The following is a 15,513-nucleotide window of genomic DNA, read 5'->3' on the forward strand; positions in this document are numbered from 1 at the left end:
CACCGTCTCCCGCAAGTCGCTGCGTTCCGCCGCGATGAACGCGCTTTCCGCTGACGATCCAACCGGTTATACATTCACGAAACTGTCATCTCGCGCTGCTACGGCCGCGACGCCGATGACGTTTCACGGGAGGTATTCTTTAATGTCACTTCGCCAATTCTGGACGGCCGCGACTGCGGCAGTCACGCTGGTCCTGAGCGCCGCAGCCCCTGCGCATGCCGTGACCGAAATCCAGTGGTGGCATGCGATGACCGGCGCCAACAACGACGTCATCGTCAAGCTCGCCAACGATTTCAACGCCTCGCAATCCGACTACAAGGTCGTCCCGACCTACAAGGGCAACTACGCCGACACGATGAATGCCGGCATCGCCGCCTTCCGCGCCGGCAATGCGCCCCACATCATGCAGGTGTTCGAGGTCGGCACCGCCACCATGATGGCCGCCACCGGCGCCGTGAAGCCGGTCTACAAGCTGATGCAGGACGCCGGCGAGACGTTCGACCCGAAGAGCTATCTGCCTGCGATCACGGGCTACTACTCGACCTCCAAGGGTGAGATGCTGTCGTTCCCCTTCAACTCGTCCTCCACGGTGATGTGGGTCAATCTCGACGAGCTGAAGAAGGTCAACGCCGAGATCCCGAAGACCTGGCCCGAACTGTTCGAGACCGCCAAGAAGCTGAAGGCGGCCGGCCATGCGACCTGCGGCTTCTCGGGCTCGTGGGTCACCTGGGTCAATCTCGAGCAGCTCTCCGCCTGGCACAACGTGCCGCTGGCCAGCAAGGCGAACGGTCTCGACGGCTTCGACACCGTGCTGGAGTTCAACGGTCCGCTGCAGGTCAAGCATCTCGAAAACCTGGTCGAGCTGCAGAAGGACAAGACCTACGACTATGCCGGCCGCACCAACACCGGTGAGGGCCGCTTCACCTCGGGCGAATGCCCGATCTACCTGACCTCGTCGGCGTTCTTCGGCAACGTCAAGGCCCAGGCCAAGTTCGCCTTCACCGCCGCGCCGATGCCGTATTATCCGGACGCCAAGGGCGCGCCGCAGAACTCGATCATCGGCGGCGCCTCGCTCTGGGTGATGGGCGGCAAGAGCGCGGACGAATACAAGGGCGTGGCGAAGTTCCTGACCTTCCTCTCGGACACCGATCGTCAGGTCTACATCCACAAGGCCTCGGGCTATCTGCCGATCACCAAGGCGGCCTACGCCAAGGCCAAGGCCGAGGGCTTCTACAAGGATCAGCCCCATCTGGAGACGCCCCTGCTCGAACTGACCAACAAGGAACCGACGGAGAATTCCCGCGGCCTGCGTCTGGGCAACATGGTGCAGCTGCGTGACGTCTGGTCGGAGGAAATCGAGCAGGCCCTGGCCGGCAAGAAGACCGCCAAGCAGGCGCTGGACGCCGCCGTCGAGCGCGGCAACCAGATGCTGCGCCAGTTCGAAAAGACGGCCGTGAAGTGAGGCCATGAGCCGGCAGGCCGCCCCGCGGCCTGCCGGTTCGCCGACCGACCATGCAGAAGAACGCCATCTTTCAGTCAAAACTGCTGCCGTTCGTGCTGGTCGCTCCCCAGCTCGCGATCGTGCTGATCTTCTTCTATTGGCCCGCGATCCAGGCCGTCATCCAGTCGTTCCTGCTGCAGGACGCGTTCGGCCTGTCCACGAGCTTCGTCTGGTTCGAGAACTACGCCGACCTGCTCAGCCAGCCGGACTATTTCCAGGCCATTCTCCGCACCTTCGGCTTCTCCTTCGCGATCGCGCTCTCGTCGCTGTCGGTCGCACTGCTGCTCGCGGTCATGGCGGATAAGCCGTTGCGCGGCGTCACGCTGTACCGGACGCTGCTGATCTGGCCCTATGCCGTGGCGCCGCCGGTGGTGGGCGTGCTCTGGATCTTCATGCTCCACCCGTCGCTCGGCGTGATCTCGCGCTATCTGCGCGCTGTTGGCATCGACTGGAATCCGCTGCTCGACGGCGACCAGGCGGCGCTGCAGATCATCCTCGCGGCCGCCTGGAAGCAGATCTCCTACAACTTCCTGTTCTTCCTCGCCGGGCTGCAGAGCATCCCCCGGAGCGTGCTCGAGGCGGCCGCGATCGACGGCGCGCGGCCGATGCGGCGGTTCTGGACCGTGACCTTCCCGCTGCTGTCACCGACCATCTTCTTCCTGCTGGTCATCAACATCGTCTACGCCTTCTTCGAGACCTTCGGCATCATCGACACGATGACCCGCGGTGGTCCTGGCAAATCCACCGAGACGCTGGTCTACAAGGTCTATACCGATGGCCTGCTCGGCGGCAATCTCGGCTCGTCGGCCGCACAATCCGTCGTTCTGATGGTCATCGTCATCGTGCTGACGGCGATCCAGTTCCGCTTCGTCGAGCGCAAGGTGACCTACTGATGGTCGAGCAAGAAGGCATTCGACGCTACGTCGCGCACGCCATCCTGTGGATCGGAATCGCGATCGTCGCGTTCCCGGTCTATCTCGCATTCGTCGCCTCGACGCAGGACAATGCGGTGATCGCCAACGGGCAGATGTCGCTGCTGCCTGGCGGGCACTTCCTGTCGACCTACTATCAGACGATCTTCGTTGGCACGAGCGGCTCGACCCGCGAGCCGGTTGCGACCATGCTTTTGAACTCGCTGGTCATGGCGCTGCTGATCGCCGTCGGCAAGATCGCGATCTCGATCATCTCGGCCTATGCGGTCGTCTACTTCCGCTTCCCGTTCCGCATGGCGATCTTCTGGCTCATCTTCATCACCCTCATGCTGCCGGTCGAGGTGCGCATCTATCCGACCTACAAGATCGTCGCCGACCTCCACATGCTCGACAGTTATGCCGGGCTCGCGCTGCCGCTGATCGCGTCCGCCACCGCCACGCTGCTGTTCCGCCAGTTCTTCATGACGGTGCCGGACGAGCTGCTGGAGGCGTCCCGCATCGACGGCGCCGGGCCGTTCCGCTTCTTCTGGGACACCCTGCTGCCGCTGTCGCGCACCAACATGGCGGCGCTGTTCGTGATCCTGTTCATCCTCGGCTGGAACCAATATCTCTGGCCGCTGCTGATCACGACGCGCGACGACATGCAGACCATCCAGATCGGCATCCGCAAGATGATCACGACGACCGACGCGCTGACCGAGTGGCCGATCGTGATGGCGACGGCCGTGCTCGCGATGCTGCCGCCGGTGTTCGTCGTCGTCGTCATGCAGCGCCTGTTCGTCAAGGGGCTGGTGGAGACGGAAAAGTGACGAAGGGGCGAATAGCGAATGGCGAGTGGCGAATAGGGATGTTCGCGCAACGGCTCGCTTCGTCCCCTTCCCTATTCGCCACTCCCCATTCGCTATTCGCTAGGTAACCACCAATGGCCAACGTCACCCTCCGCAACGTCCGCAAGGTCTACCAGGGCGGCTTCGAAGCCATCAAAGGCGTCGATGTCGATGTCGGCGACGGTCAGTTCTGCGTGCTAGTCGGGCCGTCGGGCTGCGGCAAATCCACCCTGCTGCGGATGGTCGCGGGGCTCGAGACGATCACCTCGGGCGAGATCGACATCGGCGGCCGCATCGTCAATGCGATCGAGCCGGCGGATCGCGACATCGCGATGGTGTTCCAGAACTACGCGCTCTATCCGCACATGACCGTCTACAACAACATGGCCTACGGCCTGCGCAATCGCGGCATGGCGGAAAAGGAGATCAGGACGCGGGTCGAGGACGCCGCACGCATCCTCGAGCTCGGCACCATGCTCGAGCGGAAGCCGCGCCAGCTCTCCGGCGGCCAGCGCCAGCGCGTGGCGATGGGCCGCGCCATCGTGCGCCAGCCCAAGGTGTTCCTGTTCGACGAGCCGCTCTCGAACCTCGACGCCAAGCTGCGCATCGCGATGCGGGTCGAGATCCGCAAGCTGCAGCGCCGGCTCAACACCACCGCGATCTACGTCACCCACGACCAGCTCGAGGCGATGACGCTCGCCGACATCCTGGTGGTGATGAACGGCGGGAAGGTCGAGCAGATCGGCAATCCGCTCGAGATCTATCAGCGTCCAGCCACCACCTTCGTCGCGTCCTTCATCGGCGCGCCGCCGATGAACCTGATGCCGACCGATGGCGTGCGCGCCCAGTTGCTCGGCGCCGACGCGGTTCCCCAAGAAGCGGGCCAGCTCGGCATCCGGCCTGAGGATTTCCAGCTTGGCGACACCGTTCCGGCGGGCGGGATCGGGCTCGACCTCCGCGTCGAGGCGATCGAGCATGTCGGCGCCGAGACCTATGTCTACGGCGCACGCCAGGACACGGGCAGCGATGACCGGCTCTCCGCGACCGCCAACGACATCATCGTGCGGCTGCCGGGTACCGCCGCGCCGGAGATCGGCGCACGGATTCGCGCCGTGGCACCGCGGGCCAAGCTGCATCTGTTCTCGGCCGACGGCCGTCAGCGGCTGTCCGTTTAAACCCTTCCACAGACAGGCTGTTCCGGCGCATTCGGGGTGCTTGAACGCGCCCCGGATCGTGCCCATATTGCTGCTCAAGGGGTGCCGTCAGGGCCCTGATACATCAAAGTCGCTTCGAGAGGACTTTGTAAACCATGTCTCGTGTTCCTTCGCTCTCCAGTCCGTTCCTGCTGGGCTTCGACGAGATCGAGCGCGTGCTCGACCGCGTCGTCAAAGGTGCCGACGGCTATCCGCCCTACAATATCGAGCGGTTCGAACGCACCAATGGCCAGCCCGAGCGTCTGCGGATCACGCTGGCGGTGGCGGGTTTCACCCGCGACCAACTCGATGTCACCATTGAGGAAAACCAGCTCGTCATCCGCGGCCGGCAGCAGGACGACAAGACCAGGCAATACATTCATCGCGGCATCGCCGCGCGCCACTTCCAGCGCACCTTCGTGCTGGCGGAGGGAATGCATGTGCTTGGTGCGGACCTGAAGAACGGGCTGTTGTCGGTCGATCTGGCCAGGCCAGAGCCTGAGCGGATCGTTAAGACAATAGCGATCAATGAACACGAATAATGGTTTGATGGAACGAGTAGCGGACTCGACCGCTTGAGTCTCAGAAGGAGTCGAGACCATGACTGAAGGTAATGTTGCGTCGGAATCCCCCGTCTCCCTGGAGTCGCTGGCGACCTTGGGCGAGGGCCACATCGCTTACGTGAAGCAGATCCGCTCCGAGGACGTACCGGGACTGTTTCCGCAGGCGCCGCACATCGCGCCGGGACTGAAGCTGTTCGCCTTGCATGCCGCCGACGGCACGCCGATCATGCTCACCGACAGCCGCGAAGCGGCGATCGCGAATGCGTGGAGTCACGAACTCCAGGCCGTGAGCGTCCACTGACGCAAAGGCCGAGCCGCAGCGCTGACAACGGCCGCTTCTCGTGAGACTCAACGCTCATTGAGACGCGATGCTCACGAGGAGCATGCAGCTCACGGACTGACACGAGGGCGGTCCCTGGAAACGGGGACGGCCCTTTTTTCTGCTCGTAACGATGGCCGCGCATGACCTTGATGACGACACCCATGAGCCCGGCCGGACTGCGTGCAGATCCTGCGCTTGCGGACGCGCTGCTCGCGCTCAACAATGCGCATGCCTCCGAGCTGTCGTGGCTCACGCCCGAAACGCTCATGCAGCTGCTCGATCGGGCATGGCTGGCCTGGCGAATTGGCAGGGCCGATGCGCTGATGATCGCGCTCGACCACGCCGCCGTCTACGATAATCCCAATCACCGCTGGTTTCGCGCGCGCTACGATCGGTTCGTCTATGTCGACCGCATCGTGGTGGCGCCGGCCGCCCGCGGCCGGGGCCTGGCGCGGCAGCTCTATGAGGAGCTGATTCGGGAGGCGACCGCGGCGGGCCACGACCGCATCGTCTGCGAGGTCAATCTGGATCCGCCCAATCCGCAGTCGGACGCGTTTCATGCTGCGCTCGGCTTCGCGCCGCTGGCGACGGCCGGCATCCATGGCGGCGCCAAGACGGTGCGCTACATGGCGAGATCATTGCGATAGCCGGCCAAGGACGAAGCGGCTGCGGAAGTGCTTTGGAGAAATTGTTTCCGTCGATGTCCGGAACGGTCGATTTGACAACCAGATACAATCCGACCCGGTTTAAGGCGAAGGTGTCCAATCCTTAAGTTGTCCCTGTTGCGGCACGCGCTAGTCCGATGTGTGACGAGCATGTGTAGGGATGGCAGATGCATGAATCACGGCTTGATGCAGGCGTCTTTCGAGAGCTTGCGCTCGGGACCCTACCCAATCGGCACGTCTTTCTTGACAGTCCTCCGCCGGGGCCAAGCCCTTACTACGTCATCTGCAACAGCGTGCCGAAAGCGGGGACGTACCTGCTGGTCGAACTCGTCAGAGCGCTGGGCGGTCATGTCGATGTCGGCTATCACACCTACACGTCATCGATCAGCAAGCTGAATCCCGACGGTTCGCTCGACTACGGACGCGCGCTTCCGGCCCCGCTCTGGGCGTCGGCCCTGCGCTCCGGCTATTCCTGCGCCTCGCACACCGAGTATTGTCCGTATCTCGAGCAATACCTCCTGGGCAGACCAGAACACAAGATGCTGTTCATCGTCCGCGACCCCCGCGACATCGTCGTGAGCTGGGTCGACTTCGTCTACCACTCGGCGGCCTACCCGAAGATGCGGAAGTGGAACGCCTATCTGCGGTCGGCCGGATCGGCCGCTCACCCCGATGACGCCTCCCGAATCACATCGACCCTCCTCTCTTTGCCCCGATCGGGCATCAAGAAGTTCATGAGCTGGCTGGACTCGCCAGCCTGCCTGACCGTGAAGTTCGAAGAGCTCTATTCAGAGCTCGCGATCGACGATGTGGCGCGGTCGTCGTTTCCTGTCCTTAACCGCATCTGCGACTACCTGGGACTTCCGCGCAAGACGGCCGCGGAGCTCGATGTGCTCGGCCGCGGCCTGACGTCGTCGGGACGCGGCCGGAAGGTCGGCATCTACAAGGAGCGAATGATGCCGCATCATTTCGACCTGCTCCGCAGCGAGGCATTCCAGGAGCTCGTCGTCGAGTTCGGCTACGAGCCGACGCCGTTGCACACGCCCGCGCGGACGAACGGGCTCGGGGCCGCGCGGAGGCTCGCCAGCAGGCTTTGTCGGTCCTTGCGGGGCGGCGCGATACGACGTCAGGCGGCGGAAGCGGGCGGCAGCGCCAACACCGAATAGATCGCCTGGGCGTCGCGCGAGGCACGGAGCTTCTTGGCGACATCCTGGTCGCGGAGCAGCCGGGCGATCCGCGCCAGGGCCTTCAGATGGTCGGCGCCGGCGCCTTCCGGCGCCAGCAGCAGGAACACCAGATCGACCGGCTGGCCGTCCATGGCCTCAAAATCGATCGGCCGCTCCAGCCGGGCGAACAGGCCGAACAGCTTCTCCAGCTTCGGCAGCTTGCCGTGGGGAATCGCGACGCCATACCCGACGGCCGTGGTTCCGAGCTTCTCCCGCTGCAGCAGCACTTCGAACACGTTGCGCTCGTTCTGCCCGGTCAGCGCGGCCGCGCGCGCGGCAAGCTCCTGCAGCGCCTGCTTCTTACTGATGACCTTCAAAGCCGGCACGATCGCCTCGGGTGCGACCAGATCGGTAATCGGCATAGGGCGTTCCGAGGTGATTGAACCGTCAGGGTGCGAAATAGGTCGGGACAGACCGGCGTCAAGAAGCTGAGGCGGCAGGCGGGCTTAACCCGTGTCCGATGGGTGGGCTTCTACCCCAACGCAACGGCCGTGCCAACACCCGCAAGCGCGTTCCCGCAGCCTATCCTTAAAGATCGCCGGAGCGTGGCGGCCTGAAGGCGCCAGCGCCCCAACCGCTTGATCGCATCCCTTCATTGCCGTGGCGTGACGTCGCAACCGGTCCGCCAACCACCTGATCGGGAACCGGTTTTCGCGCCGCCCGGAGATCCCTGGAAGGCGTCCGCGCGGCTACGGTTTCACCGCCGGCGGATCGACCCAGCCGATATTGCCGTCGGCGCGGCGGTAGATGATGTTCACCCGGCCGCTGGAACCGTGCTGAAACACCATGCAGGGCGCGCCCGAAAGATCGAGCTCCATCACGGCTTCGGACACCGACAGGCGCTTCAACGCCGTGGTGTTCTCGGCAATGATCACCGGGCTGTAGCCGGTGATCTCCTCGTCGCCCTCGGCCGGCGCCTCGATCACGTAGCTCGGCGCATCCAGCACCGCGCCGTCGAGATTGGCGAGCGCCGCATTGGCGGCGTGGGATTTGCGCCCCGAGCGGTCCTTCAGCCGGCTCTTGTAGCGGCGCAGGCGCTTCTCGATCATCAGGAGCGCCTGGTCGGCGCTGGCATAGGCGTCCGGCGCGTTCGATTCGGCCTCGAGGGTGATGCCCGAATCGAGGTGCAGCGCGCAATCGGTCTTGAACCCGAAACCGTCCTTGGAGAGCGTGACATGGCCGGAATAGTTGCCGTCGAAGTATTTTCGCAAGACTTCGTCGGTGCGCTCGCTGACGCGCCCACGCAGCGCTTCGCTGACGCTGATGCTCTTTCCGGAAATCCGCAGGGTCATGTGTCGCCTCGATTCATGTGAACCAAGTATGACACTAAGCCTATTTGGTTAAGGCGCAATCTTGCGCAGCGGTCAAACTGACGCGGCATCCCGGGTGCGGTCGGCGCTGGCGGGAGCCGAGAGGGCATGCGCCAGCATGCTCTGCTTGTCGCGGCGGCGCTGCACCGAGGACGGGATCCGCATCGCCTCCCGGTATTTCGCGACCGTGCGGCGGGCGATGTCGATGCCGGCGGTCCGCAGCTTCTCGACGATGGTGTCATCGGAGAGAATTGCGGAGGGATCTTCCGCATCGATCAATTGCTTGATGTGATGCCGCACGGCTTCCGCCGAGTGCGCCTCGCCGCCATCAGCCGATGCGATCGAGGCGGTGAAGAAATATTTCAGCTCGAACGTGCCGCGATTCGTCGCCATGTATTTGTTGGCGGTGACGCGCGACACGGTTGATTCATGCATCTGGATCGCATCCGCAACGGCCTTCAAGTTGAGCGGCCGCAGATGCGCGACACCGTGGGTGAAGAAGCCGTCCTGCTGGCGCACGATTTCGGTCGCCACCTTCAGGATCGTGCGGGCGCGCTGATCGAGCGCGCGCACCAGCCACGTCGCATTCTGCAGGCAGTCGGTGAAGTAGGACTTGTCGCCGTCCTTGCGGATCGTCTTCGACAGCTCGGAGTAATAGTGCTGGTTCACCAGGACGCGCGGCAGCGTGTCGCTGTTGAGCTCGACCAGCCAGCCGCCGTCGGGACCCGGGCGCACGTAGACGTCGGGCACCATGGTCTGTGTGCGCGTGGTGCCGAACTTCAGCCCCGGCTTCGGGTCGAGCCTGCGGATCTCGCCGATCATGTCGACGAGGTCCTCGTCGTCGACGCCGCACAGCTTGCGAAGAGCGACGAAGTCGCGCTTGGCCAGGAGATCGAGGTGCTCGACCAGCGCCTGCATCGCCGGATCGTAGCGGTCGAGCTCGCGCAGCTGGATCGCGAGACATTCGCTCAAATTGCGGGCGCAGATGCCGGGCGGATCGAAGGTCTGCAGCACGCCGAGCACCGCATCGACGTCGGCCTGCTCGGCGCCGAGGCGGTCGGCGGCCTGGCCGAGATCGGCGGGCAGATAGCCGGCCTCGTCCACGAGATCGATCAGGTACTGGCCGATCATGCGGTCGGCCGGCGCGGTGAAGGCCACCGCCGCCTGCTCGGCGAGATGATCCGACAGCGTGGTCTCGGCCGCGACAAAGGCTTCGAGATTGTAGTCCTCGTCGCCCGAGGCGCCACCGCCCCATTCGGTGTAGGTGGTCGGCGCGGCGTCCTGCGCATTGCGCGCGGCGGCCTCCGCCGGCTCCTCGGAGAACACGTTGTCGAGTCCGGTGTCGAGCGTCTGTTCGATCTCCGTACGGGTGCCGAGATCGCGGCTCATCCAGTCTTCCTGGGCGCCCTCGAAGCTGTCGCCGCCGCTGCCGCCGGCCTCGCCGAAATCGTCGCCGCCGGTCTCGCCACCTTCCGAGAACTCGGCGCGCTCGGACATCTGCTGCTCGCCCGCGACCGGCGCTTCCGGACCGTCGCTGGCCCGCTCCAGCAGCGGATTGCGCTCCAGCTCCTCTTCGACGAACGTGGAGAGGTCGAGATTGGACAGTTGCAGCAGCTTGATCGCCTGCATCAGCTGCGGCGTCATCACCAGCGACTGCGACTGGCGGAATTCTAATCTCTGCGTCAACGCCATGGGAGCAAGAACATTCCCTTACTGGTCCAATTCTTGCTTATCCTAATCCGCGCGCGATGTACACGGCTTGACGAATAAGAAAAACGGAGTATGGCGCGCGCGGAAGACGCAGTTACCGGCCCGCGAGGACTCGCTGGAAACAGCATTGATCGTAGTGGTTGCGTCGCTTGTCGCGGTCGCGACAAAAGCCTGCGAATACCGCGTCGGCAATCCTACAGCCGGAATTCCTCACCGAGATACAGCCGGCGCACGTCGGGATCGGCGACGATCTCCTCCGGGCTGCCTTCGGTGAGAATCTGCCCAGCGTACACAATGTAGGCGCGGTCGGTGAGGCCGAGCGTCTCGCGGACGTTATGGTCGGTGATGAGCACGCCGATGCCGCGGTTGGTGAGATGGCGCACCAGCTGCTGGATGTCGCCGACCGCGATCGGATCGATGCCGGCGAACGGCTCGTCGAGCAGCATGTAGTTCGGGCGCGTCGCCAGCGCGCGGGCGATCTCGACGCGGCGACGCTCGCCGCCGGACAGTGCGATCGACGGCGACTTGCGCAGCCGCGTGATGGTGAATTCTTCCAGCAGCGCGTCGAGCTCGCGCTCGCGCTTCTTGCGCGACGGCTCGACCACTTCGAGCACGGCGCGGATGTTCTGCTCGACGGTGAGGCCGCGGAAGATCGAGGCCTCCTGCGGCAGGTAGCCGATGCCGAGCCGCGCGCGCTGATACATCGGCAGCCGCGTGACGTCATGGCCATCGAGCTCGATGGCGCCGCGATCGGCCTTGATCAGGCCGGTGATCATGTAGAACACGGTGGTCTTGCCGGCGCCGTTCGGCCCGAGCAGGCCGACGGCCTCGCCGCGGCGGACATAGATCGAGACGCCGCGCACGACCTGGCGGCTGCCAAAGCTCTTCTCGATCGAATGCACGGCGAGGAAGCCCGGCCGGCGCAGCAGTTGCGGACCGCCCCCCGCGCCATTGTTGCGCGGCCTGGCTGGCATCGGCTGCGAGGCCGGCCGCTTGCGCTGGATCTGCTCGGTGTTCTGCGGCGAGCGCGGATTGATGCGCGGCACCGTTTCATCGCGCACGGAGTCGGCGAGCGCGGCGAGCGGATCATCGCTGTAGGAATTGCCGAACGGATCGTCCATGGCCGTGATGTCGTCGCGCCGGCGCGAGGAGCCTCGCTGGCCGCGCTTGGCGGGACGCCCACGAAACATGCCGAGTAGATCCACCATCCCCGCTTCGCTTACGCCCTTCGAGGCTGCCCGTCATCGACCGCAGCGCTGGCTCGCCCGCTCACCGCGAGCGAACGCATCTCACCTCTCGCGGATCACAGGGAGCGCGAGGCCGGCCAAAGCGCGGCAGGCCGCGCTTCGGAGTTTGTCGTCTGACGGCGAAGTCGCGGTCGCCACGCAGGCGACCGATCGCAAGATCGCAATCGTGTCCGGCATCACTCTTTCGCAGCCACGCAATGGGTTCCACGGCCTCCCGTTGCATCGGCCCTGCGACAGAACCGCCCGCTCGCTAGATAGAGGCAGCAGCGGCGCGGTTCAACTGGGCCGCCGGCGTTTTGCTAAATAATTGAAGTCACTTCGATTTGCCTGGACCGAGCTGCAGCGGCGCGGCGCTGCCTGGAGCCGAGGCCGTCGACGAACCGCAGCCGCCGCCGGCGCCCGCGCCCGCGCCCGCCTGCGGCAGCAGCACCTGGACGCCGCGCCCGCTGTCGGATTCGACGCGCGACACGCCGGTGGTCATGTCCACCGTCAGCCGGTCGCCGCGCATCACGTTCTTGCACTGGGTCAGCACCACGCCGCCCTGCATCGAGATCATGTTGGTCTTGGTGTCGTAGACCGCGGTCTCGCCGGTCACGACCTGGTCCTTCTGGGTCACCTTGACGTCGCCGCGCGCCTCGAGACGGCGGATCGCCGAGCTGCCGTCCGGCCCAGGCGTCGCCGCCGGCGTGGCCTTGGTCGCCTTGGCGCCGCCCGGCTGGGCGCCGCCGTCGTAGAACACCACCAGCGACTTCGAGGTCATGGTGGTGTCGCCCTGCACGACCTTGACGTTGCCGGTGAAGGTCGCCTCCTTCTTCTTGTCGCGCATCTCGAGCGCGGCGGCCTCGATCTGGATCGGCTGGTCGCGATTCTGCGAGAACCCCTGCAGCGCGTTGGGCACGCCGGTGGTCGCGCTCTGCGCCTGCGATGAGTCGGCAAGCGCGAGCAACGCCAGCGCGGCGAAGCCGGCGCCGCGAATCGCTACGGGAATGAAACGGCACGTGGTCATGAGGTCACTTCACGTTGCGGGCCGGACGGCCGGGATCGGCGCTCGCCGTCGTGGCCGGAGCGGCATTCATGTTGTCGAGGTTCATCATCACATTGCCCTCGAAGCGGATGACCTCGCCATTGTCGGTGATGCGCAGGCGGTCGGCGGAGAGCGTACCGTTGGTGAGCTTGACGTCGACGCGCTCGTCCGAGCTCACGGTGCCCTTGGCCATGTCGACCGAGGCCCGGCTCAGCCGCGCCTCGTAGCCCGTCGACGTCGTCAGCAGGATATCCTTCGTCAGCTCGAGCTGCTGCTGCTTGGTGTCGAACACGCCGGTATTCGCCTTCAAGGTCACCGTCGACTGATCCTCCATCAGCACCTTGGCGCGGAGGATGTTGAGCTCGACGTGATCGGGATCGGTGAGGTCCTGCACCGCGCTCCGGGCGACGAGATCATACGGCCGCTGGTCCGGCGTGAAGCCGGTGAGATGCGGCGTCTCCATCGTGATCTTGCGGCCGGAGATGACGAGGTTGCCGGTGAGATTCGGGGTGTTGATCTCCATGTGGAACGGATTGAACAGCGCGATGCCGATCACGACCGCCATCGCCAGTCCCACCGCCGCCGGCACCGCGACCCGCAGCACGCGCACGAAGCGGCTGTGGCGCGCCGCGACAGCGAAGCGCGCCTGCAGGGTGGGGTCATAGGCGGGGTTGTGGACCGAGTTCACCAGGGCTCCGACGGACACGGGGAGGCGCGCGAAACAGCGCCCATCCTACCATGGACGCCTTCACCATTGCAGCCTGGAACTGGCGCGAAATCGCGACGCGGGGCAACTTGCGATCATTACGAGACATTAATGATCGTGAACGCGCCCGCGATTCGCCGGCTTCAGGAATGCGCGAAGATGTCCTCGGCCTCGAATCCGCCCAGATCGAGCGTCGCGCGGTGGGGCAGGAACGCGAAACAGGCCTGCGCCAGCGCCAACCGCCCTTCGCGCGCCAGCATCCCGTCGAGCTTTTCGCGCAGCGCATGCAGATGCAGCACGTCGGAGGCGGCATACGCGAGCTGCGGCTCGCTGAGCTGCTCGGCGCCCCAGTCGCTCGACTGCTGCTGCTTGGAGAGATCGACGTTGAGCAGCTCGCGCACGAGATCCTTCAGGCCATGGCGGTCGGTATAGGTGCGCGCCAGCCGCGAGGCGATCTTGGTGCAATAGACCGGCTGCGGCATCACCCCGAACGCGTGAAACAGCGCCGCGACATCGAAGCGCGCGAAGTGGAAGATTTTGGTGATGTCCGGGTTGCCGAGCAGCGCCTTCAGGTTCGGCGCGTCGGTGTGCCCCTTGGGAATCTGCACCACGTCGGCCGAGCCGTCGCCGGGCGACAGCTGCACCACGCACAGCCGGTCGCGGTGCGGATTGAGCCCCATCGTCTCGGTGTCGATCGCGACCGACGAGGTATAGCGGGAAAGATCAGGCAGGTCGCCGCGGTGCAGGCGTACGGTCATGGCTCTCAAAACCTCGTCGAATCGAAATCGGACGCGACGGGCCGGAGCAACGCCGCGGGAAGCGCTCGGGAACCGGCTGTAGCCCGGCGCTGGTAACCAACCGGCAAACGCGCCGGGCCGGTCCGGAGATCAGCCGTGGGAATGCCAGCCCCGCCGCCCGGGCGCAAGGGCCGGACAGGGCCAAGTGATCGCATCTCAAGTGATCGCATCTGAGGTGGCGCCGGCAGTGTCTCCGCGGCCGTTCGAGGCGGCGCCGTCGTCATTGAGGGCGGTCGACCCGCTGGTTGCATCGCGCCAGATCGCACCCGATCGATCGATGCAACTCTTGCATTGATCGATGCCGCCTTTGGCTTGGACAGAAATAGCCACTGGCCCTACGCGTGATATTGTCGCAGGACTTCGCATCTGGAGCGCAGCGACCCAAGGCGGTCTGCAGCATCTGCCCAACAACGACATAATCAATTGAGGAGGAAGCCAAGATGAAGGCACTTACAGGTATCATTGCGGCCGCTGTGCTGGCGGTCTCGTCGCCGCTGGCGACCGCGCGCGATTTCCGCTCCGCCGACGTGCACCCCGCCGATTATCCGACCGTCGAAGCCGTCAAGTTCATGGGCAAGCAGCTCGCTGCCGCGAGCGGCGGCAAGCTCGGCGTCAAGGTGTTTCCGAACGGCGCCCTCGGCTCCGAGAAGGACACGATCGAGCAGCTCAAGATCGGCGCGCTCGACATGATGCGGATCAACTCCTCGCCGCTCAACAATTTCGTGCCGGAGACCGTCGCGCTGTGCCTGCCCTTCGTGTTCCGCGACACGCAGCACATGCGCAACGTCCTGGACGGGCCGATCGGCGACGAGATCCTGGCGGCCATGGAGCCCGCCGGCCTGGTCGGCCTGGCTTATTATGACAGCGGCGCGCGCTCGATCTACACGGTCAAGGCGCCGGTGAAGTCGCTCGCCGACCTCAAGGGCCTGAAGATCCGCGTCCAGCAGTCCGACCTCTGGGTCGGCATGATCCAGAGCCTCGGCGCCAACCCGACCCCGATGCCCTATGGCGAGGTCTACACCGCGCTCAAGACCGGCCTCGTCGACGCCGCCGAGAACAACTGGCCGTCCTATGAATCCTCGCGCCACTTCGAGGCCGCCAAGTTCTACAACGTCACCGAGCACTCGCTGGCGCCCGAAGTCCTCGTGATGTCCAAGAAGGTCTGGGACACGCTGAGCAAAGAGGATCAGGCGATGATCCGCAAGGCGGCAAAGGAATCCGTGCCGGTCATGCGCAAGCTCTGGGACGAGCGCGAGCAGACCTCCCGCAAGACCGTCGAGGCCGCTGGCGTCCAGGTCGTGACGATCGCCAACAAGCAGGAATTCGTCGACGCGATGAAGCCGGTGTACCAGAAGTTCGCTGGCGACGAGAAGCTCTCGAGCCTCGTCAAGCGCATCCAGGACACCAAATAAGAGTAGCGACGCAAAAATCGCGACTTCAAAGACATCTACCAAGAACAACAATCATACGGTCCGGCGTCGCCATCAGGC

At 64.9% G+C, this 15,513-nt stretch carries 16 protein-coding genes; 9 read left to right on the forward strand and 7 right to left on the reverse strand.

Going from position 1 to position 15,513, the window contains the following annotated elements; genetic code table 11:
- Window positions 1-142 precede the first annotated feature (142 nt).
- The 8 genes from ugpB (at window position 143) to QX048_RS13370 (ending at window position 7,169) form a co-directional block, all read left to right on the forward strand.
- On the forward strand, window positions 143-1,462 hold the full coding sequence (gene ugpB / locus QX048_RS13335) for a sn-glycerol-3-phosphate ABC transporter substrate-binding protein UgpB (protein WP_316200457.1): 1,320 nt from the start codon (window positions 143-145) through the stop codon (window positions 1,460-1,462).
- 50 nt (window positions 1,463-1,512) lie between these two features.
- Window positions 1,513-2,394 (forward strand): sn-glycerol-3-phosphate ABC transporter permease UgpA, encoded by an 882-nt coding sequence (gene ugpA / locus QX048_RS13340; RefSeq protein WP_315716879.1) that lies wholly within the window; start codon window positions 1,513-1,515, stop codon window positions 2,392-2,394.
- On the forward strand, window positions 2,394-3,242 hold the full coding sequence (ugpE, locus tag QX048_RS13345; RefSeq protein ID WP_315716878.1) for a sn-glycerol-3-phosphate ABC transporter permease UgpE: 849 nt from the start codon (window positions 2,394-2,396) through the stop codon (window positions 3,240-3,242). The genes ugpA and ugpE overlap by 1 nt, the downstream gene beginning before the upstream one ends.
- A gap of 113 nt (window positions 3,243-3,355) precedes the next feature.
- Complete coding sequence (locus tag QX048_RS13350; RefSeq protein ID WP_315750470.1) at window positions 3,356-4,435, forward strand: sn-glycerol-3-phosphate import ATP-binding protein UgpC; 1,080 nt, start codon at window positions 3,356-3,358, stop codon at window positions 4,433-4,435.
- A gap of 134 nt (window positions 4,436-4,569) precedes the next feature.
- A complete protein-coding gene (locus QX048_RS13355; protein WP_006613108.1) occupies window positions 4,570-4,995 on the forward strand; it encodes an Hsp20 family protein in 426 nt (141 codons plus the stop codon).
- A gap of 58 nt (window positions 4,996-5,053) precedes the next feature.
- The gene (locus QX048_RS13360; protein ID WP_009026315.1) at window positions 5,054-5,317 is read left to right on the forward strand and encodes a DUF1150 family protein; all 264 of its coding nucleotides are present in this window, start codon (window positions 5,054-5,056) and stop codon (window positions 5,315-5,317) included.
- A 161-nt stretch (window positions 5,318-5,478) separates the two neighbouring features.
- A complete protein-coding gene (locus tag QX048_RS13365; protein WP_315750471.1) occupies window positions 5,479-5,985 on the forward strand; it encodes a GNAT family N-acetyltransferase in 507 nt (168 codons plus the stop codon).
- Window positions 5,986-6,296: 311 nt separating this feature from the next.
- The gene (locus tag QX048_RS13370; protein WP_315750472.1) at window positions 6,297-7,169 is read left to right on the forward strand and encodes a hypothetical protein; all 873 of its coding nucleotides are present in this window, start codon (window positions 6,297-6,299) and stop codon (window positions 7,167-7,169) included.
- Here QX048_RS13370 and ptsN read toward each other — a convergent pair.
- From ptsN to QX048_RS13405, 7 genes are all read right to left on the reverse strand, one after another.
- Window positions 7,130-7,591: a PTS IIA-like nitrogen regulatory protein PtsN gene (gene ptsN, locus QX048_RS13375; RefSeq protein WP_315716874.1), complete on the reverse strand. Its 462-nt coding sequence runs from the start codon at window positions 7,589-7,591 to the stop codon at window positions 7,130-7,132. The two genes, QX048_RS13370 and ptsN, sit on opposite strands and share 40 nt — an antisense overlap.
- Before the next feature lie 327 nt (window positions 7,592-7,918).
- Entirely contained in the window at window positions 7,919-8,521 is a 603-nt protein-coding gene (gene hpf, locus QX048_RS13380) for a ribosome hibernation-promoting factor, HPF/YfiA family (RefSeq protein WP_315741249.1), read from the reverse strand.
- Window positions 8,522-8,593: 72 nt separating this feature from the next.
- On the reverse strand, window positions 8,594-10,231 hold the full coding sequence (gene rpoN, locus QX048_RS13385; RefSeq protein ID WP_315825669.1) for an RNA polymerase factor sigma-54: 1,638 nt from the start codon (window positions 10,229-10,231) through the stop codon (window positions 8,594-8,596).
- A gap of 212 nt (window positions 10,232-10,443) precedes the next feature.
- Window positions 10,444-11,457 carry an LPS export ABC transporter ATP-binding protein gene (gene lptB, locus QX048_RS13390; RefSeq protein WP_315716871.1) on the reverse strand — a complete coding sequence of 338 codons (1,014 nt, stop codon included), beginning with the start codon at window positions 11,455-11,457 and terminating at the stop codon, window positions 10,444-10,446.
- A 352-nt stretch (window positions 11,458-11,809) separates the two neighbouring features.
- Window positions 11,810-12,502, reverse strand: coding sequence for an LptA/OstA family protein (locus QX048_RS13395; RefSeq protein WP_315825671.1), 693 nt, complete (start codon window positions 12,500-12,502; stop codon window positions 11,810-11,812).
- A 4-nt stretch (window positions 12,503-12,506) separates the two neighbouring features.
- Window positions 12,507-13,208, reverse strand: coding sequence for an LPS export ABC transporter periplasmic protein LptC (lptC, locus tag QX048_RS13400; RefSeq protein WP_315716868.1), 702 nt, complete (start codon window positions 13,206-13,208; stop codon window positions 12,507-12,509).
- A gap of 161 nt (window positions 13,209-13,369) precedes the next feature.
- Complete coding sequence (locus tag QX048_RS13405) at window positions 13,370-13,984, reverse strand: ribonuclease D (protein ID WP_315716867.1); 615 nt, start codon at window positions 13,982-13,984, stop codon at window positions 13,370-13,372.
- A gap of 479 nt (window positions 13,985-14,463) precedes the next feature.
- Here QX048_RS13405 and QX048_RS13410 point away from each other — a divergent pair, with 479 nt between their 5' ends.
- Window positions 14,464-15,435 carry a TRAP transporter substrate-binding protein gene (locus QX048_RS13410; protein ID WP_315716866.1) on the forward strand — a complete coding sequence of 324 codons (972 nt, stop codon included), beginning with the start codon at window positions 14,464-14,466 and terminating at the stop codon, window positions 15,433-15,435.
- Window positions 15,436-15,513: the final 78 nt, after the last annotated feature.

Source organism: Bradyrhizobium sp. SZCCHNS30572, from assembly GCF_032484415.1.
GTDB lineage: Bacteria > Pseudomonadota > Alphaproteobacteria > Rhizobiales > Xanthobacteraceae > Bradyrhizobium.